Below are 26,640 nucleotides of genomic sequence, written 5' to 3'. Positions count from 1 at the left end.
CGTTTCTTCTTTCTATTTATATTCTCACTTATCATCTTGGGGGATGATGTCGAATTGTAACTTAACAAGGTCGTCTACGTTACCACTTGGGATTCCGTTTTTGAATTGGATCACTGCTTTACCACTTAAAGTTGTAACAGCTTGGTTTTTGGATGATGATGCAGTCGCCTTATTTACTCCGTTAAGTTCTAGTTTAATGAATTGATTATTACATTTATAAGGCTCACTAATTAACAAGTGAACTAAATACTGGTGAAGCTCGTTTGTATTATCGTAATCAACACTAACAGATAGAGAAGAAGATTTCCCCGTTATAATGCTGGTAGTTTCTCCCCCATTATGGAAGTAATTACGATCTTCTTTTTTGCTTGAGTAATTTAATTTTAACTCGGTTATAAATTTGAGCTCTTCGTACTGAGCTGTGTCCTTTGTTGTTGATGTTGTAGGATATAAGGCAATTAGTAGCTTATTCCCGTTATTAGTCTTTAACATTTTGCTCCTTTGCTTTGATTAGGATTTCGTAATTGATTACATAGGCTTGAGAATTAAGATCGTAACTGTTTGTAACGATGTTGTCTGCTTGTGCTATGTACTCGTTGTTGTCTATAATTAAATTATTAAGTGCTTTGGCTATTATGATGTAGTCTTTTAATTCAGTGAGTTGTGTCAGTTGCTGATACATTTCTTTATAGCTATTGAGCTGTTCTATATGAGAGAGCGAGTCTTGAATGAAGTAAATTTGAAAACTTAAAACATTAACATCGTTATTTAGATAACGGCTGAACACTGTCGGCTTTTCTTGTTTGAAAAATATAGCATCCGTGTTCTCTTCTAGCAACTGATATCAGTACGGAGGCTTGTTTTGTATGCTTATAGCATTATAAATTTGACTGCTGATTACATTTCCTAGGCTTCGCATTAATTCTCTCCTTTCTTATTTATCTCACTAGCATAATTTTCGTAAGCTTGAATTACTTCGCTTTTTATTCCTTGCATTTGTGTTTTTGCTGTTTTTCTTAATAGGTCGGGGTTTCTACTTGTCTTGAATTGGATTCAGCTGGAGCTTCCTTGATATTTTCTACGTGAGCCCCATAATTGCACCAGTGGGTATATGCTTCTAGCGTCTTTTTCTTTATTGATGCCTCTAAAACCTAGAGTAACACGCAATTCCCCGTTTGTTGCTTTCTTTCTAGAAATTCTCTCGGTAATTTTAAAACGGTCACGCATATGCTTCTGCTGGTTGTATTTTGCTCTATTTGGTCGCATATCATATGGCAACTGTGCTTTAACTTCTGAATAAATAGTCTGACCTCTTCTCCTTAAAATGTCGTGGGCTTCTGGCTTTTTGCTGAAGTCAGCTAATTTATTTTTTAAGCTAGGATCGAGAATGAATTTAACGTTCTCAAGTTTAAAAAGTTCGTCGTCCATATTTTCTTCTATTTGCTTTTAAGTTTTTGAATTTCTTCATTTAATTCATTATGTATCAGCTGTTTGACTGTGTCTGTAGACTTTTGAATCTCGTTAAGCGTTTCCTGTTTTTGGTTGAGCTGATTAATTTGTTCTGTTATGTATTCTTTTAGTTCTCTTATTTCTTGTCTGATATTATTAATGTCTTTTGTTATTGACTCTGCATCTTTAATGAGTAAAGTGTCTGCCTTTTTAATTTCTTCATTCTGTAAATTTTGAAGATAATTTTTTATTATTGGCATTGCTTCTAAATTTTTGTAAAAGACTGCTGTCACTTTTTGCTCTTGAAGGTTGAATAGGTCCTTATCAATAGAAATGATGTTATAAATTTTTTTGTCTCTATAGATATAATCCCCTATTTCTATATTTAACTCTGTCTTTCTGAACTTAATGCTTAAAGTATCGGTCTCGGTTCTTCCATCTCCATCTGTCTGTAGATTTCTCTCTCGCATAATAGAAGCATAAATTAAACGGCTGTAGAGTGTTTCGCCTTGCTGTTGGGCTTCTATCATTCCTAGGTGGTTTTGCTTCTTTATTTTGATGATTATAAAGGGTTCTCGGTAGTCTCTGGGGTTTGTGTATAGTATTCTAGCCATAATTTATTCTGCTCCCTAGAATTTTGTACAGCATTCTTTGGTCTATCACGGTTACGTTTGTTTCTGTGGTTGTTGTAGGGTTTGAGAAATATAATGCTGCTAAATGTAATGTCCCTTGCTTTGTAACGAAATCATAGGCTCACGGGTGCTCGTGTGGTACGGCTTCGTACTGATTAAGCTCAAGCTGATAATACTGTGTCCACACGTTTCTGTGGGCTATTGCTATGTATTCTGCTAATGTATCGTCTGAATAATCATCAGCAATTGCTAGTCTCTGCTTAAGGCTCTCTACTCAGTCAAGTAAAACATTGGGGTCTATTGCTATATTATTTTCTTCGTACATTTATAAAAAAGAAGCAAGCTAAAAATTTTGGTAATTAACTTGCTACTCCTTTCTATTTTACTTCTATGAATCTAGTATAGATGAATGGGTCAACTAATTTGACTTGTCCCCGTGTTGAGACGATTGTATAATGAACACCACGGCTTAGGCCTGTATAAGGGTCGTCTTGTGCTACGATTGCTAAACCATACACAAGCACTTGGTCTTTTGGTAAGAATAAGACTGGCTTTTTCCCTTTTGATCATTCTTTTTCTGGGTATTTATCTGTCACGATAATTTTGGCACCTTTAAATGTATCGTTTTTGATGTCGTAAAGATCTTTAATTAATGCTGACTGTGTGTCGTTGATTAGTGAACGTTTTAGCTCAGCATAAACATCTGGGTGAAGTACAATGAAATAGTTGCTTAAGGCGTTGTCTCCATATTGAGCTCTGATTTCTGTTGCTACTCTGTCTACATCAGCAAAAGTGATTTTGTTTGTTTCGTTTGTTAAACGTTTAGCTTCTGAAGTTGCTCCCCCAGTATAGTCTTCAGCATTGAATACCTTTCCAGCATTCTTGAAAATGTCTGTATATAAGTCTTTCCGTACTGCTTCCAAGATTTGGTTTGACACATTTTGTACTTGAGCTGATAGAAGTTGTTCCTTGAGTGTAAGGGATGAGTTTTGCTGAATTTTGACACTTCTTCTGTCTGGTAATAATGTAACGGCAAAAGTGCTACCACTCATATCAGTTGACTCTTCAGCTTCGGCAATTACTCCAGGCAATTTTTTGTCTCCTACTAACACTCTTGTTGATAGCTTATCTAGTCCCGTGAGTGGTACTCTTCTGGCGAACTCAGTCAATTCTGGGAAGACTGCTGATGCTTCTGTTAAAATTCCTGGTTCTGTTAAGGTTTCAACAACGGCAAGCCCTTTGAGATTTGTTGTCCCATCTAATGCTCTAGCTGTCAAGTTTTCTAAAATTTCGTTGCTGTTTGGGGCAATTAGTCCCACTTCTCTTTTAACTTCTTCATTAATTTTCGCATTAGCTAAATAAAATGCGTCTAATTCTTCAGCTGATAATTTTTGGCGTGTTTTGATTTTTGTTTTTATTTCTTTAATATCCACGTTTTTTTCTCCTTTTTGTATTGTGTTGAGAATTGCTCTTGTTACAGAATTCTCTTCTGTTTTTTCTTCTTGAGATTCATTTAAAAGTGTGTTTGCTTTTTCATTGATTTTTGACACTATTTCTTTCATCTCACTGACTACTTCAGCTATTTTGCTATTAATTTCATCGGGTAATTTAATGTCGAACTCTTTGTCTTTCTCTGCTCTTTTTTCTACTGCTTCTTGTGGTTCTGGTTGTGATTGAGTTTCTAGAACTCTTTCTTCTTGTGTTTGTTGCTCTTGATTAATTTCTGCCATATATTCCTTTCCTAGAAATTTATTATTCTCATCATATGCTCGGCACTTGTCTTGTGGATAAAATCCAGCGAACACAGGGTCTATGCTGATGAGTTTTGCCTTTTTGTGGATGACTTCAAGTGTTACACCATTTTCTGTCTCTTCTTCCTTGTATCATTTAAAGTCTCGCTCTTCTGGCTTGAATATAAAACTGTTAGAAGTAATGACTCCCTTTTGAATTAAGTCAGCCGTCTTTTTTGATAACGGATCTGCTTCGTTTACTTTTAACCGTGCGATGATTTTAGATCCTTCTTTTTGAACTGACATTGTTCCATCTTTGGTTGATGCTATTAGGTGTTCGATTCCGATTTTGTGGTCTAGGTAGCTATTTAGCTCAAGCTGTTCCACGGGTTTTTCAAAATCAAAACAATTAAGGTCCAGCTTTTCTCTGTATTTTTTTCCATCATTTCCCAACGGGTATTCTGGGCTTCAGCTGTCTAATTCAATCGTTAGTTCTATTGTTCTCTCTTGTTTATTGTCTTGAGTATTTTCCACGTTTCTGCTGATTACTTCAGCCAGTGGACTATTCATATAAATTACTTTATTTTCCAACGTCTACCTCCTTTCTTTTTATATCTGTCTGACTACCTAGGATGTTAACGGGTGTAAGTGTTCCGTTAGCTAATAGAATGTCCCCGTCTGGGTGTTTAGGTAGTCCGATAAGTTCCCGTACTTCGTTCGGGGTTAGGTATCCACTATTAATACCACTGGCAGCGAATTCTTGTAATGCTTTCAAGTCGATGCTTAATAAGTCAATAATTTTGAAATTAATTTCTTCATTTGGCTGAGTACATAAAGCATAGGTCAACCGTTGAGTTATATTAATGAGTAAGGGTTTTAGACTGTTATCAATATAAGCCTTATTTAGTTCGCTACTGCTATTGTATTTATTAGGGTCGTCGTAACCTAGTTTAGCTGGTGGAATACCTAGACAGCTGGCGAACTCTCTCCCTATGCTGTTTCTCGTTTGGAAGTCTATTTTTCCACTGGCTGTATTCATAGCATTCCCAAAGTCCCACTTTTCATCAATAACAACAGCGAAGCGACCTTCCCGTTTCTGCATTTCCAGCATTTCTTGCATTGCCTTATTGGCTTGCTCTCTTTGCTTTTGGTCAGTCGCGTTTTGGATTTTCAAGAACATTGAATAACTGAAGTCGTTTTTTATAGCATTCAGCATAGCTAGTTCGTTCTCTCTGACTTTGCTTATTGTACTCTTAAACAATTGTCTAAAGCTAGTGTCTTCCAGTCCACCTATTAATTCATACTCTATTCAGATAACAGAATCTTCTGGCAATGTTATTGGATTGGTGTCGCTTTTCTTGAGTAAAAATGTACCATCTTCGTTTTTACTGATAAAGCTAGGATGAGCTGGAACAAGCTGAGTAATTTCTCCCTTATTGTCCCGTTCGATAAAAATAGGTGCTGTTCCGTGAATGAGTAAATTTCACACTATTACCTTTTTAAATTCTCACGGTGTTAAGTCTTTGCACGGTTTTTTGTTAAGTATGTATGTTATATTATTCTGCTGGATGTTTTTCGTTCCGTTATTTTCTTGAATGAATTGAAAATTCACTTTTGCTATATCATTAGCAAGCATCTGGAACGAACGAACTACACTGGAATAAGTCAATAGTTCGGGTGGTGTTAAGGTTCTTATTAATTTGCTCTCGGTATTATATTGTAAAGACGTGGAAAAACGCTCATAACCATTTGAGTTATAAGCAATGCTTTTAGGTTTGAATAGTCTAATGAATCAGTTATCACGCAATGTGTCTCCCGTGGTAATAACTGAATTAATTTATAAGGTTGTAATAATTTGTCTGCTCTTTTTCTTCATTGTAACGGTGTCTATAAGCCACACTGTTTAACAGTGCCATAGCTAAGTCAATTCTACGGAACGGGCTTATTTTCTTAAGGTAATAATTTCCCATCTGTGTTTCTTTGACTGCTACATTTAGTAAATGATTGATCATCATTTCGTTGTTATCAAGTATATAAATTTTTCTCAATCTTATTTTTCTGTCTAATTCTTTAAATGCTGGTGTTAGGTACACACCTTGTTTAACTGGAATCAGCTCTTCTTTTCTAAAAATATTCTCGTCTAATAAGTACCTTTTTACGATGTTAAAGCATCAATTATCGTACATCAATATTGTACCATAAAACGTGTCTTTTCATAATTTTATGTAGTTTTTTAACTCGCTATAGTCAACCACATCGCCTTTTGTGAGAGTTAGGAAATTCTTCTGTTCTCACTCTTTATATGGAACGTGGTCAAGGTATTCTTTTCTCTCTATGTTATGTTCTGGAAGAAATCCCATCGCCTTAAATACTCAGATGCTGTCCCCATCTTCTTGTGGTATTTCTCAATGCTGAACCACGGCTGTTACATCGTGGATGCTGGATAAGTCAACTCCCATCAATGGCTGTAAGTCTTTGAAATTAGTATCAATGTACGGCTTGACTTTTTCTTCGTTTTCTTTTTGATTGTCTAGAATATCGAACAGACTGAAATAACTGCTGGCGTTATTTACTCACATCCCCAGTCTCTTTACCTTAAATTCAGTCTCTTGACTTCTGCTGGTTATTTGTGTGTATTCATTTTTTAAGTCAGAGAGAGCCACGGTTATATCAAGGCCAGGATTGGCTTTTTTTCATAATGATATGTCTCGCCAGTTTTCATAGTCTTCTTCATCAAGCTCAGCACAAAAGAGAAAAATATTAGCATTCTCGTGAAGTTTATCTGGCTGAGCTATTTGTTGCTCTAGGAACCCTTTGTATGCTTGTTCTCTAATAAAGCACACAGAGTCTGTTTTAGTCCCTTTGGTAGTATCATATACCAGCATTAGGTTCTTCCTACTTGTATTTTTAGCATATTTGGCTGATTTCTGCATTGTGTCATCTTTGTGTAGATGGTACTCAGTAAGGATAACCATAGACGGATTTTTACCCTCCAGCGCGGCCGTGTCGAACGGTATCGCCTTAATTTTTCCCCGTTTCTTGCTTAAAATTTGGATGGTGTTTGCTTTTTGGTAATCCTTTGCTATTTTCGGGCTTTTAAAAATGTAATTCAGTGCGATTTCGTACGGTATTCTGCTACTGTCTCTTGTAGGTCCTGCAAAATAAATTTCAGGGTTCCCATCTCTAAGAAGACCCATACTTACACAGAGAGAGATCATAGCTCAAAAGCTACTCTTTCATTGCTTACGGGCTTCAATGTCGAACACTTCGTTTGTTAAAAAGTGGTCTTCTTCATTCTTATAAACTCAGCCCCATATAAAACCAGTCTGGAATTTTCTGAAATCAGTAAAAACGAACGGCTTATTAATTTGGGGGATTATTATTTTGCTAGCATAATTCTTTATAGCATTAAAAAACTCGGGGCGATATTTTAAGGGAAAATTCTCGTTGTGTTTTTGCTGATATAAAAACAGCAAGTGTCTAGCACACTGGAAAAATACCATCTTGCTGGCTACAATTTTCTCTTTGTCTTTTTCTTGTCGGTATGCTACACTGTAAGCATATTGGGTCGGCTCATCTAAATTAGAGAAATCTCAAGTGTTGACTTCTTTTTCTACTTTCTTCCATAATGGATGAATTTTGTACAAGTCTCTAAAAGTCAAAATCATCCTCGCTATCATCTTTGTATTTTTCCAGAATTGCTTGGAGTTTCTCTTTACTTATTTGAATTTGTAAATTATTAACGATGTGGTCAGCTATTATTTTATAACTTCGCTGAAGTTCATCGTTTCTTGATGTTGTCTTCCCATCTTCATCAACCACGAAGCCCTCATTACTGTTTTCCAGTTGCATTATTTCTTCAGTGTGTTTCTTAACTTGGTTTTTTAGCTCATTTATTAACTTAATACTCTTCTCCAGCCACTTTTTATTGTTATCGTAAAAAATTACTTCATTCACACTTTCTGGGGTCAGGCTTTTAATGAAATCTGGGGAAATCAGTTGCTGTTCGGCTTTCAGTCTTTGTTCTAACACTTTGAGTTGTTTATTCTTCTCTTTAATTAGCTCATTTAGGGCCTTTATACGGCTCGGCTTTACTTCATTAATAAAATACCTATGGAGCTTATTTATCTCGTTTATTTTGCTGATTATATCGTCAATAACATACAACATTAAAGAATTAGAAAACTCGCCCCAGTCTACTTCTGTTTCTTGACTGATGCTGTTCTTGAGGTTCTCTAATTGTCTTTTGTTTTTTAATTCCATATTAAACTGCTCCCGTTTGAGATTAACAGTCTAATTTATTTATGTAATTTATAAACTGAAGAGTCGTCTCTTCTAGTTGCTTTGTTATGCTATCATCATTAGGAAAATTTGAGTGGTATTCTTCTAAATGTTTTAGAAAAAGTCCAGCAATAATATAGCCACAAAACACCCCCATTTCTTTAATGAGTAAAAAAATAGCTTTATAAAGTTCTAACAAGGATGGGTACTGTTTGCTTATTGGCTCGTTTTTGTAATTCTTTAATTTGCTTATTAAAATTGGATACTTAATGTTAAAAATAACCATCATAATTTGAGAAGCTGTCGCTGTTATTGTCCACTTTTCTTTTATTTGTGTTATTTCTGTGCTGATGTAATCAAAAAGGGCAAGAAATAATGCTCTATGAATTACGGTGTTCATTCTTTCTTTAAATATCACAGAAAACACAACATTGCTGGGATCTTTCTTTTTTTCTTGAGCTGGTTTCACTCTTCATCTTCTGTATATGATGTACTTCGTTCAGTCTGTTTCTATTTCTTTAAGGTTCTGAATTGTCTTGTATTTCTTCTGGTTAAATTCTTTTCATAGAGAATAGCACTCAATATTTAGGAACTTATTATTTTCTTCCATCCCTTTTTTTATTTCACTGCTGAAAATTTCAAGTGCTGAAGAGAGTTCTAGCGATTTTATTTTATCACACAAAAAGCTCTCTAACTCTTTACGGTTACAACTCTCTCTGCTGTTTTTCTTCATAATTTAATTATAACATATATAAAAATATAAATAGACTAAAGCTTTTTAGAAATATAGCTGTACCGTTTATCTCCGTGCCATCTCAATTTAGGTTCCCCTTGCTTATTGTCTTCATTTCAATAATATAAAGCCGTTAAGTTATCTAGCACACGGTAGGTGACTGTTATTATGTCCATCAGTGTTCCATTGTCTTCTGGATATAAATAAAAGTGGTTTTTTAGATGATTATAAAAAAGAGTCTTAATTGTTTTTTGAGCAATATCACCAAAAGTAGCAACAAAATAAGCCAGCACTTGATATAAGTCAATTAAAGACGGGTACTGCCTATTAACGGGCTGAGTATTGAAATTTTTAAGCATTGTAACTTGAGTCGCTGACTTTATATTGAAAAGTGTCTGAATAAATTGAGATGTGCTGACATCATAATTCCAAGCCACTCTTAATAACTTAACACGACTCTGAATAAACTCGTAAATAGATAAGAATAAAGCACGATGCACAAGAGTTTGAGCTTTCTCACAGAATACCACTCTGAATTTTTCAGCTGAGTAATTTTCTGTCCGTTGCTGAGCTTTTAAATTTCTCCATTTTCTGATGAATACAAAATTGGTCCAGTTTCTTTCATCGTTAAGGATGTCTTTTATTTTTTTAGCATTGTGAGTTTTTAAATAATGAAGATAGTTAAAGTCTTCGAACTTTAGAAATCTTTTATTTTGTTCTATTCATTGAGTTACATCAGAATAGAATAAGTCGCATCACAGCTCCATATTTGCTTCATTGATTTTTGCTTCTAGATGATTAAGAAGTTCTTCAGATGTAAAACAGTTTTTATTTATTTTTCTCATTGTTTTAGCTCCTTTTTCTTTAATATATAAAATTAAAAACACTCAAAAAAGTTTTGAACTCCTACCTTACATTCCTTTTTTATATACCTATTTTCTCTATTTTCTATTATTAATTTATATATTTATATGTATATTTATATATTTATATTATATATTAAATAATAAAAGAATAGTAGCAAAAAATAGAGATAAAAGAGAGAAATAGGTGTGTTTTATCTGTTATAATTCTACCATATAAAATTAAAAAAGTAAAAAAATAGTATTTTATAGTATTTTATAACATAATTCATTTTTTTAATTCTGTATATTTAAGAAATTCCCGAAATTTTGAGGTTTTGGATTTTGAAAATCAGAAAAACTGCACGGAAGACTCAAACAGTGGTGGGATAAATCTAGAAACCGACTTTTTTTTCACACCCCCCATACCCCTACACCCTTAAGTGCATCAACTTCTACCAACTCTTCTCAGTCAACTCAACTCAACCCAAGCAACTTCTTGCACCCATCATCATCCTAAAAACTTTTTTAATTCTAAAGCATTAAGAAAGAAGCAACCATCTACCCCCTTACATCATCAGCAAAAGAAAAGCACACCGAAGTGTGCGAATTTAGTGAATCAATGTAGAATAATCTAGATAAGGTTTTAACAATTCAATTATCTGAATTATAACAATCTTAAATGTGTGATCTATAATCAAAATAGCGAAAAGTTGGTGGGAGATTTTCTCCCATATAACACCCTTACTAATTTATATATATCACCGAAATAAAACTACATACAATGCTAAGAAAGAAATGAAGAGTAATATCAGTAAGGGCGATTTAAGAAAAAGAAATTTATAAATACAAATAACTTCGATAACCTAAAGATTTAACGTTCCAAATTTAATGAAATGAAATCCAAGAAAAAATAAGCATAACAATATAAAACAAATTTATGTAAGCACATAAATAAATTAATTCAGTTAACTTCCTATAATCGAAAATAATTGTGTGAGCAACTAGTTTCCTAATGCTCATAATAATTATATTTTTATATATTTAAATACATTCACTTAAAAAAATAATTCTAAAAAAATTATAAAAATTTTATAAAAAAATTATAAGGATTTTATTTTTTTGTGTTATAATATTATCAGAGCGATGCAAAGGCATCCAGCACCTTAAAATATTCCTACTAATATAGATATAGACTTTATTTTTTCAGATTCATTTAATTATGAAGCTCTCCCTGAAGTTACGATTATTAACGGGATATTATTGAAATATCAAGCTAAAGATGAAAAAGTAGAACTAAATGATGTAGAAGAAATATTTGAAAGAGCATTTTTTAAAAATAAATATGTTAAACACATTTCATTTCCTAACGCAACAAAAATCGGAATTGAAGCTTTTGCGGGATGTTTAAATTTAGAATCTGTTGATTTGCCTAACGTATTAGGGATTTGATCAGGGGCTTTTATTGGATGTTGCAACTTAAAAAGTTATAACATCCCAAAATTAAATTCGGTTCCTAATGAAGAACCAATATTTACTAATGATTTTCTTCCGGATGAATTAATTTTAGGAAAAATTTTGTTTAAGTATCAAAAAAATCAAGAACACTTTGAAAATGAATATGTAACAGTAGTAGCAAATGAAGCATTTAAAAATAATAAATATATAAAAAGTATTAAGTTGAAAAATGTATGAAGCATCGGAAACGAGGCATTCAGTGGAGCTGTGAAATTGGAAACACTCGAATTAGATTCGTACAAGGGAGTTATACCATATAAATGCAAAATGAGAGAAAACATGAACATTTTTCTTGATGAATTTCTCAAATATAATTTTTCATTAAAAGAAATAAAACTATCACCAGAATTAAAAATACCTAATATTCAATTTGATTGAGAATACACTTCAATGCCTGAAGTTGTACATATCAATTCTACGCTTGTTAAATGTAGCACAAAAGACGAAACGTTTATAGACAATGAGGCATATTTTGTGGCATCGAATGCATTTAAAAATAATATATATGTAAACAAAATATATTTAGAAAATGTAAAATTTTGCAACTGAAATTCATTTTGTGGAGCAGACAGTATTCGAGAAATACACATTCCTAATTGAGATAATAAATATTGAGAATATATAAAAAGTACATTTAGATATCTCGACCATATACAACACACACTCAACATATCATCCGAAGTTCCTGTTAATGTTATCGACATTCCAGGTTTCACTCATAATATCTGTTTTAAAAATACCCTTATGGAAAATAGCGCCCAAGATGAACTCGTGGTTGGAAATACACTATTATATTATAAAGGTGATGCTAAGGAATATTATAATGAATCAATTGAATCATTTAATGGGATGTTATTAAAAGAGGCAGATAATTTAGAAAAAATTCACTTGCCGAATTTAAAAGAATTAAACATACTTAATACAGACTTTGCTTCAATTACTAATCTAAAAGAATTTATTATAGATAATCCATCTCTTAATGAAGATGGAGCGGAAGCAATAAGCGAACAATTAATGAAGATTCCTTCTTTACAAAAATTCCAAATAAACGATAAGTATAGTGGTGCTAAAATAAATGACTCTTGAGTTATTGATTCAAAATATTAAAATAAAACTTTTGGTATTTGATGGTCGTTTTAATTTAGAGTTAATATATTATTATTCATCTCATGGAATCTACTGAACTTCAGTGGAGCATCGAAATGATTACTTAAATAAAGTGGCATAAAAACAGGGATTCAGTATGTATTCTGCTGGATATCCATATATATATCTGAGTTTAATTCCAGCTTTCTTTATATAGACCTTTTGTTAAATTTGGTGATTTGTGCTATGCTATTCCATTTATTGAATATTTTTTAATAAAGCTTCTATGAGCTACCTTATTTTCAAGATTATTCTTGTATAATTTATATGAAATCCTTTCGAAGGGGTTTTGGTGGAACACAAAAAAAGTGCTCCACTTACTAAAATGCAATTTCCATTGCAACACCAAAATATCTGGCTTTTACACCAGATATTTTTCTTTCCTTCAATTTTCCATTTAGTATTTATTTTTAAAAAATTTGTTTCTTTTGGTATTAGATGGTTGTTTTAGTTTTGACCTAATAAAGTATTTTTCATCACTTGGAATTGGTGTTCATTTATCCTTATAATAATTCCAGTCAAAAAATAATTCATCAGCTGATTGCCAATCATGAATTTCCCTCGGCATTGAATTTATTCTGTTCTGTGTTTGCAATATTTCTTCTTCGGGAATTTTATTAAAATTAGTGCCTTTAGGATATTCTCTTCTGACTAATCCATTAAAATGTTCATTGCTACCTTTTTGAAATGAAGCATAAGGAACAGCTCGATAAATGTATATGTTAAGTCGATAAGCAAGATAAAACAATTTTGAAAATTCAACTCCATTATCACAGGTAATACTTTTAACATTTAATTCTTTTTTTCGAATGAGAACTCAAATAACTTTTCCTACATTTCAAGGATTTTTTCCTTTGTATTTGATGATGAATCCATATCGAGTCATTCGCTCTGTAAAAGTGATTAAATTGTAGTTATCTTTTCCAGATTTGCCTATAATAAAGTCGATTTCTCAATGACCAAAGTCAGATCTATCGTTTATTTTTTGAGGTCTACACCAAAATGGTCTTAATCTTCTTAGTCCAACTAATTTCTCAGATGCACTTTTTACTCTTTTGCCACCTTTTTTGTAGAATCTTCTTAATCTTTCTTGCCTGGTTATATCTCATGCATATGAATTAATTCAGTTAAAAACTGTTCTCAAAGAAGACATTTTGAATGAATAGTTAAACTTAATATACATATAAGTTAACTTAATTCCAAAAGTCTTTTTATTGTATTTATGGATAAAGACATCAGTAAATTCAGGATAACTTTCGATTTCATTTCTTAATTGAAAATAGCATTTTCAATGATATCTAATTCGTGCTTTTTCTTCTGCATATTCTGCTGAATATCCATACAAATCTGAGTTTAATTCTATCTCTCTTGATATAGAACTTTTATTAAATTTGGTAATTTCTGCTATTTCATTTATTGAATAATTTTCTTTTAATAAGGTTTCTATAAGATACCTTATTTTCAAAGTTATTCTTGTATAATTTATATGAAATTCTTTCTGAGGGGTTTTCGGTGGAGCATAAAAAACAGTGCTCCACTTTTATTACACCTTAATAAAAGTGTTGCACTGGAGATTGCAATTAAGTCCGAATAGTCCCATAAGCAAGACTATTCGGTTTTTATCTTATAATGAATACTTTTAAAGTATTAAATTAATCTTTAAACATTGTGACATTTTGACTATCTTCTGGTTTTCTATTATTTTTAACATCATCAATACTTTTGTTGAGCATTGAATATCCTCACATAAATCCATAAAATAGAATCATTAATACATAAATTGCTTTTGCAAATTTATTTAGATTCATATAATATTTAGCTGCATCATATCAGTTATCGCTATATGTATCACGGAAAGCTGAAAAGTAAAACATAGTTACTATTCTAATCAATGCAACACCAAGGCTGAAACCTAAGCCTGAATAAAGTAATGGCTCAAATAAATCAGTATTAGCATATTTTGTTGATCCTAAAATTATTAATGTAAAACATGCAATCACAAACACGATCATTATAGCTAATAAAATAGAGAAAACTATAAACCAATTTTTATTTTTCTTATCAAACATAAAATACCTTTCTTTTATATTTATATATTGTACTTTAATCTCTACAAAATAGATGAAAATGGAAATCTAATGTGGAACATATTAAATATATGGCTTTTACTCTTTTACTGAGCTATTTTAGCTAGTAAAATCAACATAAAACATTGTTTAAAAATAAATTTAGAATTTCGGAGTTTAAAATATTATAAATACATATATTCCTATATCATAGTGTTATCCGTAATTATGCATTCTTAATTACTTGTATAAAGTTAAATGATATATTGCAAAAGAAAAGACCGAATACCCGATCTTAACTTTTTGTTTCCATAAAATAATATTGTGATGATTCTGATGAAATTTGTTCGCTTACAGGTGATAAAGCTTTATGTTCGATAATGCCATTATTTTTTCATGCCTTAGCGATAATAACATTGTTCTTTTCTTTTTCAATATTATTTATTAAATCATCTAATTCACTTTCTTGATTTTTTACTAATGCTTGATTAATTTCAGCAAGTTTTTCTTTAGCTTGAATTAGATATTCAGCTATTTCATGGGTATTATTAGTTTTTTGTTCATATTGATTAATTAGAATTTGTAATTCTTTTACAAATATTTCTAATTTATCATAATTGCTAGATATATCGCTAATTTTATATATATCTATAACGTTTTTATCTTGCCCATCAATCACATCTGCAAAATAGTTGCGCAACACTAATTGATAATCTATTTCTTGTGTCGGTACATAATTGATATAGTTGAAATTAGTTAAGTTGCCTCAACCTTCGATATTTTCTTCATTAGAAATATCAATAAATGCTATTTTTCTAGCTAAATACAAGGCTAAAACATCTTTGAGCTCCTCTGATTCATTATCAGAAAGAAAGCTTTTAATTTCAGATTTATTACTTTGCACTATAGCAGATAATATTTGAGCTTCCTGATCACCTTTTATATCTAGTACAGAAGCGTTTTGATTATTTGTAAATTCTAAAAACCGATCTAATAAAGTTGATAAATTAGCTAAAAAGTACTTTTGAAGAATACTTGGAGCGATATTTATTTTATCATCATAGTTTTCTATCTCATTATCTTCTTTAGTTTGAGCTTTATTGTATTCTTCAAGTCATTTAGCATTAGCAGGTAGTGATAAATTAATTAGATCACTGTATTTAGTAATAACGTTATTAATTTGAACTTGTGAGATATCTTTACTCAAGAATTTAGGATCTCATAGTTGATTAAAAGCACCTTCTTGTTGAATTTGTTTTCAAGTTAGAGCAACTAAGTTTTCATTAAATTTAGCTTTTTCCTCTTTACTGTAGGATTCTAATTTTACCTTATCTTTTCCTAATTCTCAATAACGATTTAAATTGCTATAGACACTATTACTTAAGATATCGATATATTGATTATTTTCTTCTTCTGAATTAGATGCAGAAAGCATAATTCCGTCAACTAAAAGAAGATTTTGTTTAGGTTTGATAACTCTAATATCACCATCATGAGTAAATCCATTATTTTTTTCTCATTCAGTAGCTGGATAATTATCTGATCCATAATAAGCATCAATTGCGTCACCATTATACATAATAGCAGCTTTGATATCAGGACGTTTAGGGTTAATTAATTGGTTTAAAAGTTCTAAACCATCACCTTCAAAAGAAATGTGACGATTGTTTCTAACATCATAACCAGTTCCATCTTTAATTAGTTGTTTAAATGAATCAATAAGTATTTTATAAGTATCTGAATTTACGTCTCCTGTAAAACGAGAAGAAGTTCTTTCTCCATCTGGAAGTAATCAGTATGATGAACCATAAAGCATATTATCGCGCATTGCATCCGTTATTACATATGTATCAAAACCATTTCAACTTACAGCTTTTAGGACATTAATAAAGGAATTGTAAGCTTCGCCATTAGCGAAATTTTGCTGTTTAATTCAAGATGTAGATATACCTGATAAAGGATCTTCTTTATCTTCTCTACGTGATTCTGCTATAGGATTCTTTCTAGTGTTATAAGCTATAACAGTATCTTGAGAATAGTATGGAAAAAAGTATTCTCATAGTTCACCTTTGTTATATTTTGCTAAATATTCATTATATGAAGCAAGATGGTTTCAGATTTCATCTCTTAGAAATAAACGTACGATATTTTTGGTTTTAGTAGGATTATCTCTTAAGCTTTCATCTTTAAATAAGGTTGCATAATCAATTTTTCCTATTAGCCCTTTGGTAACTAATTGAGCTGCTAAAAAGTCTGTTCCTACACCAGCAGCTGCTTTGTGATTGATTAAAGCATTATTGAACTCTCCTACTTCACTGAATTGTGTATAGGTAAAGTGTTTTCTTAAGATAGTTTGGTTATCTTCAGACATATATGATTTGAAATTATAAAAAGCAGGTTTATATTGATGTGTTACTTTGTAAGCTATTGCACTTCCTACAACTACTCCTGAAGCAAGTAATGTGGAACTAATTAATAAATTACGATATAACTTTTTCATTATTTTTTGTTCTTTTTAACTAAAGTATAAATTATGTTAGCAACTATTGTAATAAAGAGAATAATAGTTCCTAAAACAAGTCCTCAAGGTTCAAATGAACCTTCGTATAATTTAGTTCCAAGAGTAGGTGAGTTTGATACTGTACGAGTAATAATGAAGTCATCAAAACTTAATACAGAAGATACCACTACAGCCATAATGATTGAAGGTATCATATAAACAAAGTATGTTCTAAATCAAGATCTAATTTTTGAATATCCTAAATCTTGACTTGCTTCAAATAGGTTATTATTGAATTTTTCACTACGTGGTAGCATTAAAGAAATACCATATGGAAGTGCCATAACTGTATGAGCAATAATTACACGAATAAATCCTTCATTATCTGTTTGAACTACTCCAAAGAAAGCTCCAAACACAAGTACAAGCCCAATAGCTGTAATGTTATCTGGATTAATTAAAGGAATATTTGAGCTCGCTGTAACAAATCCTCTTACTGCACGGTTCTTTTGACGATAAAGTGCATAAACTGTAACAAGTGAAATACAGCACACTAAGAATGAAACAATAATAGCTAGTAACACTGAGTTAACTAAAGCAGAAATACGATCATTATCAAATAAATGGATTCAGTTTTCTACAGTACCCTTAGTTCAAGTTGTGTTAAATAAACCTTTCGGTGTGGCTTGGTTAAAGGTAAAGATAGCACCAAAAAATAGTGGTATATATACAATTGATAAAATGATGTATATGTATGTTTTTCTTAAAAAACTTCCAAGTTTACTCATAGTGTGCTCCTTTCTTAAGCTTAAAGATTAGTTTAGGAATAAAGAGCATTAAAGCATAAATTGAAATAAAGACTAAAGAAACAACAATAACAAGAGAAGATCCTGCAGAAAGATCAAACTTGTTACCTGGATTAATTTTAGAGTTAATAATATCTCCAATTAACTGGTGTTGAGAACCATCTGGTAGTAATTTAGCCGAAATAATAAAGGTGGTTGCACTAGCTAGAAATATCATTGCTAGTCCACTTAAAATAGCTTTAGTTCCATAAGGAATAATTACTTTAAAGATAGTTTGCACATTGTTGTATCCTAAATCATTACTTGCTTCCACAATGTTTTTAGGCATATCCTTAAACACTGTGTATAAAGGCATAATCATTAAAGGTAAATTTAAGTATGTAAGTCCGAAAACTATAAACATTTCATTATTTAAGCTTTTAGGATCTGAAGCAAATATCGCTAAAAATAAGGCTTTAATTGAATAAACTCTAGCGATAGTGAAAATTGCCATTGGAGAAAGAATTAAGCTTAAAGCATAAATTCTGAAAACTTTGGATTTAGATGTTGAAATAAAGTATGCATACGGAAAGCCAATAATAAGGCAAAAAATCGCTGATACCAACCCAATTCACAAGCTACGTCCCATTATTCTTCAAGTGTTTTTACTTGTTACTAATTCTCATGAATTAAAGTCATTTCCTGAAACAGAAAATGCTGAATAAATAATCATAATTAGTGGAAGGATTATAAGAAGAATAGCTACTAGAATGTATGGTAGCGCCAAATAAAGCTTGCGATTAAGCGTTAATTTTTCTTTAATTTTGGAAATCATGATTTGAATAATCTCACTTAGGATCTTTTTTCATTAAGTGAATTGAGTCAATTGTTCAACTCATATATACTTTTTCATCTAAATCAAATTTTTTGGCTGTTTCAACATAAATGTATTCTTCATCAGCAATTTCAACTTTTAAATAGTAGTATGAACCACGATATGAGATATCTACTATTTTTCCTGCAATTTTATCTTTGGTTGTTGATGGATTTGCATTAATATCAATATCCTCAGGACGAATTAAAGCATCTAACATTTCATTAGGAGCAAATTCATCAACTTCGTGAATAGTTTTAAATTCTTTTCCAAGTAATTTAATTTTTCCATTCTTAGGATTGAATTTTGCATTAAAGATATTTGAATCACCTATGAATTTAGCTACTCAAATATTTACAGGGTAGTCATAAATGTTTTTAGGTGTATCGTATTGCTCAATTCTACCATCACGCATTACAGCAATACGATCTGATAATTCTAAAGCTTCGTCTTGGTCGTGAGTAACAAAGATAAATGTAAGGCCTAGTTCTTGTTGTACGCTTCTAAGTAACACTTGCATTTTTTGTCTAATTTTGGCATCAAGTGCAGAAAGAGGTTCATCAAGTAATAGGATTTCAGGTTCAATAACAAGTGATCTAGCTAAAGCTACACGTTGTTTCATTCCACCTGAAAGTGCACTAATTGGTTTAGTAGCATTTCCTGTTAATCCAACTAAATCAATCATTTTAGCTATTTTAGCATTCATTTCATCTTTAGTCATCTTACGTTTAAAGTAACGATTTTTAAATGCTTCAGATTTTTGATTTACATAGTTTTCTCAGTATGAGTATTTGAAGTCAGAATCGTCAAGTCAATTTTGGCGTTTTCTGTATTGATATGTACCTGGTTTAGTTGATTCTAATTCAGCTTCGTATTTTTCTTGAATTTTATCAAGTTGAGCCATTTTAGATTCTGAAAGTGCTGTTCATTGAGCTAATTTCTTTTGGTATAAAGCATTATATTTATCATTAATTACTTCACGAGGTACTCTTTTTAGTTTTAAACCATAAGCAATATTACCTTCAACATTTAAGTGTGGGAATAAAGCATAATCTTGGAAAATTGTTGATACATTTCTTTTGTAAGGTTCTAAGTCTTTAATATCGTACCCATCGAATTTAATTTCACCACGGGTAGCTCACTCAAAACCACCAATTAATCTTAGAATTGTGGTCTTACCTGATCCAGAAGGTCCAAGTAAAGTTACAAATTCACCACGTTTAATTTGCAAATTAATACTGTGCAAAACAGTTTTATCTTGAAATTCTTTAACAACATCAATTAGTTCAATAACTGGTTGTTCGTCTTTATTGATTTTTTTCTTTGCCATTTTGTTCTCCTTTCATATTAATTTAAAAATCAATTAATATCTACAGGGAGACAGTATCGTATAAATTTTCAGAGTATTCTTCAACTAAGTATTGTGCACTTGAATATTCAATATCATTAAAAACTCTAAAGATATTTTTAACCTGAAGAATTTGAATTAACATTGCCTTATTTTTCATATTGAAATTGTACTAAAAGATAACAAAAAAACAGTAAAAATTTGCTTTTTTTAAAAATCAAATCTTACTGTTTTTAAGTTATAAAAGTAAACTAATAAATTAAATTAAATTGTGGATATTGAACATCATATCTTTTAGCGAATTTTGTTTCAAAAAGAATGATGTCTTCTTTAGTCAATGTAGCTTCATTTTTTTCCATTGCATCAAATGTATCCGTTGGATCAATTGGGTAGGCATCACTTGATTTTGTGAAATAAATACATAAAGGATCTAAAGTAACTTGACCTTGTGCTGATACATAAATCTTAAATACAGTTCTTTTAAAACTTACATACATTACACGGTATCCAGGATATTTAGGAGATTCTTGTAATCTAGAATATTTTAGCTTTTTCATTAATACGTTTGGCTTTACTTCATTACGGTTGTAAGTAAAGTGAGTATGAGGTGCAGCTATATCATTTGAATTTTCATTTTGTACATTAGCTGCATAGTGAACATAAAGAGGTGTGTGCACGGCATGTGTATCGCTTTTTAATGCTTTAGTCAATAATCCATAGTCATAAAATTTAGTTGTGAAATTATATAAGTAAGCAAAATAAGGAAGGATGTTTTTTGAAAGTAAATCTCCTTGTTGTTTTAGTAAAGCATCTAATTGAGCTTGCTTTGCTTCTTTTTGTTCAGGAGCCATTTCTACTTCATTTATTTCCTTATTAAGAGCAAAAATTTTACTTGCATTAGCTTGCAGTTGAGAAGAAAGCTTGTCGTAAGCTGCTTGATCAAAGTTTTTATATGCATCTTCTTGTTCTTTAGAAAAATTAACACCATATTTAGCTAATTCATCTTTAATCCCTTGCATAATATGTTCTCTTTTTTTGAGTTTATTTGTAGTAGAGCATGCTGTAGCAACTACAGGTAATGCTGCTAAGTGTAAGATTCCTAAGGGTAATAATCATCTTAATTTTTTCATACTACTTTACATCTACTGGTGCATATTTCAGTAGAATACCTCCATAATAATCTTTGTATAAAACTTCTTCAGTTTGTGTTTTACCTGAATTACTTAAATCAAAGTTCCCATATAAGTTTACATATTTATTTAAATTAAAGATTGCATTTTTATTGCTTGCAGATAGTAATTTTGGATAAGAAACAATATAATTAAAAAGTTTAGTTTTTACATTTTTTTTCTGAGTTTCAGTATCAATATATATGCTTAAATCTAATTTTAAGATAAAACCATTTTCATTTAATAAGTAGTAGTGTAACTCATCATCCGAAGATTCACCTTGTTTAACAAATTGAATAATATTATTTGACTTAATATTAGAGAAAATTGAGTAAATTAACTTATTTTCACTATCTCTTAAGCTAAATGATTCTTGACTTTCATTGTTATTACGAGTAAATGCATAATTTTGCATAAAGGTAAAACGATTAATATTAAATAAGCTTCATAATCAATTCTTTTCATTTGCTTCATCAATAATTTTATCACCTTCTTTTACAGAATAAGGGAATGCAGCTACTGTAGTTATTCAAGGATAAGGAGAATCCTCTTCGTATTTAGAAGATTGACGTGTAATTACATTAGAATATTTTAAAGCTGTTGAAACTTTTTCAATATAGTTATTATGTAATAAAGCTTTTTGAGATGCTACATATTCATTTCTGGCTTCAAGATCATCACCATAAATTTCATCCAAAAGTGAAGAGACTGCTTCTTGTTTTAGAAACATCTTTCATTTTAATGTTAAATCATCTTCAAAATCGTTTTCTTCTTTTGCTGTAGCTTTATTTGTTTCTTCGATATCGTTTGATGCTTCTTTATTGCTAATGGCTGAAATGCTAGGAGCAAGAATTGTACAACTTGCTGATAGTGTTAAAAGGCTAATTAGCAGTTTCTTTAGTTTTTTCATCATGCTCCTTTCCAAATGGGAATACAAATGCTGGATATCCATATCTTTGTTTTTTAGGCATATCTTCTTGGTATTGTTTTAGTCCTTCTTCATAGCCATGAATAAATCCACTGTGTATTGTTTGAGATAATAAGTTAATTGAAATTGTGTTAGCTGAAGCTCCTCCAAAATAAATTCCTACAAAACTTAATTCTACTCTAGAAATATCACTTGAAATATCTCTAATCATAAATCTGAAAACTAATTTGTCTTTTTTAATGTAGTAAATATCGTTATCACCAATTTCGTATGATTCGTCTCCGATTTTTATCTCATCTAGATAACTATCTTTGAAATTTAATGTTGAATAAGGAGTTTGTCTATTTGCTTCCTTAACATATTGTTGAGATACCTTTAATTCCTTGCTTGTAGGAATAAAAGGATCGAAAGCTCAAGAAACAAAATTTCAATTAAATTTATCTAAGTTATTTAAAATAAAGTATCAATTTTTAGAAATTAGTTCTTTATATTGAGCTAAATAATCTAATGGTGAAACACTAGGCTTATTAGCTTCAGCTTCTTTAATTATTCTTTTAAGTTCATCAATTCTATTTAAAGCTTCTTGATATTTGTTTGGATCAAATCTATAGAAAACTAGTTTAGATTCTATATCTGCTATTTCTTTCTTATATTTAGAAGTATCTACATAAGCATTGCTGAAGGCTTTTGCTATTTCACTAAATTTTTCAAGGATTTGATCAGCATTTCTTTCTTGTTCTAGAATATAAACTTCTTTAGCATTTTGTGCCTGTGGTGTAGCTTTATAAACTCTTGAAAGCAATGTGTTCATGATAGCTTTATGTTTTATGGCTTCTTTAGAAGTTTTCATAGGTGAAATATCTTTATCAGTGTCTATATAAGTATTCAATTCTTCATTGTGGCTATAATCTTGACAAGCAACAGGCATTAAAAATAATGGTGTTGCTACAACACTAGAAAGAAGAAATTTAAATTTAGTTTTCATTGATTTCACCTCATGTATATCTTAAAATTTGCATTTTGTCATTATTTAGATTATTTACTGTTCTATAGAACACATTTGAATAATTATTAGGATTGTATAAACTGATTAAATTTTTATCACTATATTGCTTATATGCATTTATAGTAGCTTCACTTTTATCATCGCCTACTTGTATAGCATAATTTATATCATCTTGAATGATATCTTGATATGACTTTTTAAATATATCGATAAAGTTATTAATTAATTCATCAATATTTGCTTCATTAATAACTCTAAAGACATCTGGAGTTACTAAAATATAATTCTTAGTAATGGTTTCTTCTCCTGAGTTTTCTTCCTTACTGTAAGTAAAATAAGGAATAAAAGCATCATTGCCAAACACTAAGAAATTTAACTTCTTATTCTTATAAATATCAGATTGTTTATTTTCTAAATCAAAAGATTTAATTTGAGAAATTTCTTTATCTTTGATTTCGAATGCTCAAGAGTCGAATTGTTCTTTGACATAGTCAAATAACTCTTTAGTTCCTGATGGAGTTTTACTTCCTTCTTTCTTAGAACTAGGAATATTTTTAAAGTCTGAATTATAAGGATTAAACACATATGTATTATTGTTTAAATGGTCTAAATATCAATATCAATTAATAGTAAGCATATTTGTAATTGCATCAATTGCATTTTTTACTTGATTATTTAGTTCGCTTGGTGATTTTTCAAGCACATTGTTGTTTGAAATATTTGCATATATCATTGAAGCTTTTAACTCAGTAAAAATAGAATTAGAAATATTTTTTTGAGTTCTTAAATAAACATCTTGTTCCTGTATATTGCTATTTAACTTGTTTAATATATCTTTTAAAATGATCTCATTGTGAGTTATTTCTTTTATTGGTTTTACTTTAATATCGTTATCTGAATTTTTAGTATTTGAGCAAGATATAACACTCGCACATAGTGGTAAAGCTATTACACTAGAAAGGAAAATCTTATTTCTTAATAACTTTTTCATAGAAGATATCTTCTAGTGGTTGTTTCTTTTCTCCAGAAGAAACTATTTCTCCGTGGTGAATAAGAGTATATGAATCTACATATTTATCTATTTCACTAAGAACGTGAGAAGAAATAAATATGCTTTTTCCTTCGTTGTGTAATGCTTCTAATAATGAGAATAATTGATATCTTGCAGTAGGATCTAAGTTAGCTGCTGGTTCATCTAAAATTATTAAGTCTGGATCATTAAGTAAAGCTTGAATTAATAAAACTTTTTTCTTTTGACCAGAAGAAAAAGAATATGGTTTTGATTTAGCTAAATTACTAATTTCAAATCTTTCAAGTAACTCATTAATTTTTTCTGTTGCTTGATTTTTATTCATACCTGATAAAAGCGCAACTGAATATAGGTATTCTCAAGTTGTTAATTCCTTTGGAAAGATTGCTGCTTCAGGTACATATCCTAATTTAGCTTTTGAAGCAGGTTTCCTTGCATTAATATTATTAATTAAGATTTCACCTTCATATTTATCATAAGAACCAATAATAGATTTTATTGTTGTAGTTTTCCCTGCACCATTTTCACCTATAAAAGCATGAAATGATCCAGCTTTAACATTAAAACTAATGTTAAAGATACCACGAGTTTCTTTTTTATCTTTATAGATTTTACTTAAATTATTTACTTGTAGTATATCCATTATCTATAGTCCTTTCTGATGTATAAAATGTTGTTCATTAAGATAAATATAAATCCTAAAGCAATTCATATTCCTATGAAACCATATTTATTAATTATTTGTTTATCTCTAGCTACTTGATAAATTTGTTCTAAAGGTTGGAATAAGTAGTTATTAGAAGCTATTAGGTCATATCTAATAATTACTTTACTATCTTTTACTTCTTGTTTTGTGTTGTATGATGCATATCCACCAATATTGTAGTCATATCCACCAATATTGAATTGATATGTTTTAGGTGTATAGTTACTTGTTGCTGAATTATATAAGACTGCATTTCCTAGGCTTTGACCTGAGAAGTTAAAGTAAATGTAATAAATCATTCCTGTTAGTAAGTAAATTTGTTTTTCAACTTTTGACTTAATAATTTTATTATTGATTGAAGCATCATTTAACACAGTAACGCTATCGTCATCTAAATTATTTAAAGTTGAGGTCTCATCACTAATTTCGCTTTGTAATTTATCAAAAACCATACTTGCTATAGTTGTTAAATCATCTGAATCTAAATCTTTGTAATCATCACTTTCAAGTATTTCACGAGTGAATTTTTGACCATATTTATTAAATTCTTTTGACTGAAGCAATTCTTTTAGGTAACTTCAATTTAATTTCCCAACTAAACTATCTCCAGTTGTATTATTATATGAATCTTCAGGGAAGGTAATGTTAAACTTATCAGCCCCATTTCTTGCATAAATAATATTTGTATCAACATACATACCTGTTAATGTTGGGTTAACTTGATTTTTAAGTGCGCCAGGTACTAAGTAAACATCTTTTTGTACTTTATTTTTATCTACATCTTGCATAGTAATTTGATATTTAGGTAAACCTGTATTTTCTTTTAGATCATAACTATAAGCAGGCGAATCTAAATGATCGTAATATATGTAATTATCTAAATTACTATTTTTATTACTTGAAAAACTATCAAAGACATTATCATTATCAATATTAAATATATCTATTAATTGGTAAGGCATTACTAGTCATGAATACGCTTGTCATCCTTTAGCAGATGAAGAAGCATATTTGTATGAATTAGCAATGTAATTTTGTTGCTTTTGAGAAAAACTTTTATCTTCATATCCATTAGGGATAATATAGAAGGCGTCTTTATCATTATTTAAATAAAACATCTCAATATTTGCTTTATTTCCAGCAGGTTGTAGCTCTCGTTTTGCATTTAAATAGTAAGCTAAATTATTACTTGTTGAAGTTGATTGAGAAGCTATAACTGTTCCTCCAATAACTAATGGCGTAAATACCACCATAGGTACAGCTAAAGCTATTTTTCCATTTAATTTATATCCGATGATAGAAGCTATCATTCCAAACATTATGTAGCTTAATAAAAACACTACAAATGATAATAATGTATAAGCTGCTAAATATTTATAATGTAGTCCTAATCCTATAAATAAATTAGAATATAGCATTACCAGTGCTCAATACATTCCAAAAATTATAAAAATACTAAATTTTCCTAAAAATACTTGTTTTCTCGAAATAGGTTTAGAGTAAGTTAATAATTCAACCCCTTCCTCTTCAAGATCCTTATATATATGTAACGATTTTAAACTTGCATAAAATATTGTTATAAGTAATTCTGCAAACACAATTGCATAAATAACGAAATTACTTTTTAAATCATTAAGCCCCAGTGTTGAGAGTACGATTGCTAAAATAGTTGAAATTAGCATTCACACTAAAGGAACTATTAATGTTGATTTCTTTTTTAAGATAATTTTATGCAAAAACGAAATATAACTTAATGTTGTTTTCATATTTTCTCCCTATTTTTCATAATATTACTAATCAGTAATATTTATATATGAATATTATATACATAAGTTAATTTAGAAAAAGAAACATATATCCCTATATTTTAGGCTTATTTGTAATTTTTTATTTTTTT

The 26,640-nt window shown here is 30.3% G+C and carries 25 protein-coding genes; 1 reads left to right on the top strand and 24 read right to left on the bottom strand.

The annotated features are described in order from the left end of the window. Positions 1 to 12: 12 nt before the first annotated feature. The 11 genes from ACX1M8_RS00545 to ACX1M8_RS00495 form a co-directional block, all read right to left on the bottom strand. Entirely contained in the window at positions 13 to 492 is a 480-nt protein-coding gene (locus ACX1M8_RS00545; protein WP_458797983.1) for a phage tail tube protein, read from the bottom strand. Beyond that, entirely contained in the window at positions 479 to 919 is a 441-nt protein-coding gene (locus ACX1M8_RS00540) for a hypothetical protein (protein WP_458797984.1), read from the bottom strand. The genes ACX1M8_RS00545 and ACX1M8_RS00540 overlap by 14 nt, the downstream gene beginning before the upstream one ends. After that, the gene (locus ACX1M8_RS00535) at positions 919 to 1,428 is read right to left on the bottom strand and encodes a hypothetical protein (RefSeq protein ID WP_458836567.1); all 510 of its coding nucleotides are present in this window, start codon (positions 1,426 to 1,428) and stop codon (positions 919 to 921) included. Before ACX1M8_RS00535 ends, ACX1M8_RS00540 begins: the two co-directional genes overlap by 1 nt. 8 nt (positions 1,429 to 1,436) lie before the next feature. Then, a complete protein-coding gene (locus ACX1M8_RS00530) occupies positions 1,437 to 2,063 on the bottom strand; it encodes a hypothetical protein (protein ID WP_458836566.1) in 627 nt (208 codons plus the stop codon). After that, on the bottom strand, positions 2,056 to 2,406 hold the full coding sequence (locus ACX1M8_RS00525) for a hypothetical protein (protein WP_458836565.1): 351 nt from the start codon (positions 2,404 to 2,406) through the stop codon (positions 2,056 to 2,058). Before ACX1M8_RS00525 ends, ACX1M8_RS00530 begins: the two co-directional genes overlap by 8 nt. A gap of 52 nt (positions 2,407 to 2,458) precedes the next feature. After that, positions 2,459 to 4,402, bottom strand: coding sequence for an HK97 family phage prohead protease (locus tag ACX1M8_RS00520; RefSeq protein ID WP_458836564.1), 1,944 nt, complete (start codon positions 4,400 to 4,402; stop codon positions 2,459 to 2,461). After that, positions 4,392 to 5,618, bottom strand: coding sequence for a phage portal protein (locus tag ACX1M8_RS00515; RefSeq protein WP_458797989.1), 1,227 nt, complete (start codon positions 5,616 to 5,618; stop codon positions 4,392 to 4,394). The genes ACX1M8_RS00520 and ACX1M8_RS00515 overlap by 11 nt, the downstream gene beginning before the upstream one ends. Before the next feature lie 25 nt (positions 5,619 to 5,643). Beyond that, on the bottom strand, positions 5,644 to 7,479 hold the full coding sequence (locus ACX1M8_RS00510; RefSeq protein ID WP_458836563.1) for a terminase TerL endonuclease subunit: 1,836 nt from the start codon (positions 7,477 to 7,479) through the stop codon (positions 5,644 to 5,646). Next, a complete protein-coding gene (locus tag ACX1M8_RS00505) occupies positions 7,463 to 7,981 on the bottom strand; it encodes a hypothetical protein (protein ID WP_458836562.1) in 519 nt (172 codons plus the stop codon). Before ACX1M8_RS00505 ends, ACX1M8_RS00510 begins: the two co-directional genes overlap by 17 nt. 115 nt (positions 7,982 to 8,096) lie before the next feature. Further along, positions 8,097 to 8,825: a hypothetical protein gene (locus tag ACX1M8_RS00500; RefSeq protein ID WP_458836561.1), complete on the bottom strand. Its 729-nt coding sequence runs from the start codon at positions 8,823 to 8,825 to the stop codon at positions 8,097 to 8,099. 35 nt (positions 8,826 to 8,860) lie between these two features. Continuing rightward, a complete protein-coding gene (locus ACX1M8_RS00495; protein ID WP_458836560.1) occupies positions 8,861 to 9,670 on the bottom strand; it encodes a hypothetical protein in 810 nt (269 codons plus the stop codon). 1,260 nt (positions 9,671 to 10,930) lie between these two features. Between ACX1M8_RS00495 and ACX1M8_RS00490 the strand changes: the two genes are divergently transcribed. After that, complete coding sequence (locus ACX1M8_RS00490; protein WP_458836559.1) at positions 10,931 to 12,292, top strand: leucine-rich repeat protein; 1,362 nt, start codon at positions 10,931 to 10,933, stop codon at positions 12,290 to 12,292. Between the two features lie 436 nt (positions 12,293 to 12,728). Here ACX1M8_RS00490 and ACX1M8_RS00485 read toward each other — a convergent pair whose 3' ends face one another. The 13 genes from ACX1M8_RS00485 to ACX1M8_RS00425 form a co-directional block, all read right to left on the bottom strand. Beyond that, positions 12,729 to 13,802 (bottom strand): IS30 family transposase, encoded by a 1,074-nt coding sequence (locus ACX1M8_RS00485; protein WP_458836593.1) that lies wholly within the window; start codon positions 13,800 to 13,802, stop codon positions 12,729 to 12,731. Positions 13,803 to 13,983: 181 nt separating this feature from the next. After that, positions 13,984 to 14,343, bottom strand: coding sequence for a hypothetical protein (locus ACX1M8_RS00480; protein WP_458798254.1), 360 nt, complete (start codon positions 14,341 to 14,343; stop codon positions 13,984 to 13,986). Between the two features lie 349 nt (positions 14,344 to 14,692). Next, positions 14,693 to 16,897 (bottom strand): type 2 periplasmic-binding domain-containing protein, encoded by a 2,205-nt coding sequence (locus ACX1M8_RS00475; protein WP_458836558.1) that lies wholly within the window; start codon positions 16,895 to 16,897, stop codon positions 14,693 to 14,695. Continuing rightward, positions 16,897 to 17,685, bottom strand: a complete 789-nt coding sequence (locus ACX1M8_RS00470) for an ABC transporter permease (RefSeq protein WP_458807055.1) — start codon at positions 17,683 to 17,685, stop codon at positions 16,897 to 16,899. Before ACX1M8_RS00470 ends, ACX1M8_RS00475 begins: the two co-directional genes overlap by 1 nt. Further along, positions 17,678 to 18,517: an ABC transporter permease gene (locus ACX1M8_RS00465; RefSeq protein WP_458798079.1), complete on the bottom strand. Its 840-nt coding sequence runs from the start codon at positions 18,515 to 18,517 to the stop codon at positions 17,678 to 17,680. The genes ACX1M8_RS00470 and ACX1M8_RS00465 overlap by 8 nt, the downstream gene beginning before the upstream one ends. Beyond that, the gene (locus ACX1M8_RS00460; protein ID WP_458836557.1) at positions 18,501 to 19,886 is read right to left on the bottom strand and encodes an ABC transporter ATP-binding protein; all 1,386 of its coding nucleotides are present in this window, start codon (positions 19,884 to 19,886) and stop codon (positions 18,501 to 18,503) included. Before ACX1M8_RS00460 ends, ACX1M8_RS00465 begins: the two co-directional genes overlap by 17 nt. 40 nt (positions 19,887 to 19,926) lie before the next feature. Next, positions 19,927 to 20,064, bottom strand: a complete 138-nt coding sequence (locus ACX1M8_RS00455) for a hypothetical protein (RefSeq protein WP_416738816.1) — start codon at positions 20,062 to 20,064, stop codon at positions 19,927 to 19,929. A 91-nt stretch (positions 20,065 to 20,155) separates the two neighbouring features. After that, the gene (locus ACX1M8_RS00450; RefSeq protein WP_458836556.1) at positions 20,156 to 21,034 is read right to left on the bottom strand and encodes a hypothetical protein; all 879 of its coding nucleotides are present in this window, start codon (positions 21,032 to 21,034) and stop codon (positions 20,156 to 20,158) included. Position 21,035: 1 nt separating this feature from the next. Continuing rightward, a complete protein-coding gene (locus ACX1M8_RS00445; RefSeq protein WP_458836555.1) occupies positions 21,036 to 21,983 on the bottom strand; it encodes an aromatic motif membrane protein in 948 nt (315 codons plus the stop codon). Next, positions 21,955 to 22,986, bottom strand: a complete 1,032-nt coding sequence (locus tag ACX1M8_RS00440) for an aromatic motif membrane protein (RefSeq protein ID WP_458617045.1) — start codon at positions 22,984 to 22,986, stop codon at positions 21,955 to 21,957. The genes ACX1M8_RS00445 and ACX1M8_RS00440 overlap by 29 nt, the downstream gene beginning before the upstream one ends. Next, positions 22,976 to 23,998: an aromatic motif membrane protein gene (locus tag ACX1M8_RS00435; protein WP_458836554.1), complete on the bottom strand. Its 1,023-nt coding sequence runs from the start codon at positions 23,996 to 23,998 to the stop codon at positions 22,976 to 22,978. The genes ACX1M8_RS00440 and ACX1M8_RS00435 overlap by 11 nt, the downstream gene beginning before the upstream one ends. Then, a complete protein-coding gene (locus tag ACX1M8_RS00430) occupies positions 23,976 to 24,683 on the bottom strand; it encodes an ABC transporter ATP-binding protein (RefSeq protein ID WP_458617101.1) in 708 nt (235 codons plus the stop codon). The genes ACX1M8_RS00435 and ACX1M8_RS00430 overlap by 23 nt, the downstream gene beginning before the upstream one ends. After that, a complete protein-coding gene (locus tag ACX1M8_RS00425; protein ID WP_458836036.1) occupies positions 24,680 to 26,509 on the bottom strand; it encodes an ABC transporter permease in 1,830 nt (609 codons plus the stop codon). Before ACX1M8_RS00425 ends, ACX1M8_RS00430 begins: the two co-directional genes overlap by 4 nt. Between the last annotated feature and the right edge of the window lie 131 nt (positions 26,510 to 26,640).

Source organism: Mycoplasma tracheobuteonis (assembly GCF_054456995.1).
Note: the sequence above shows the minus strand (reverse complement) of the source record. Positions and strands in the feature narration are given on the sequence as shown.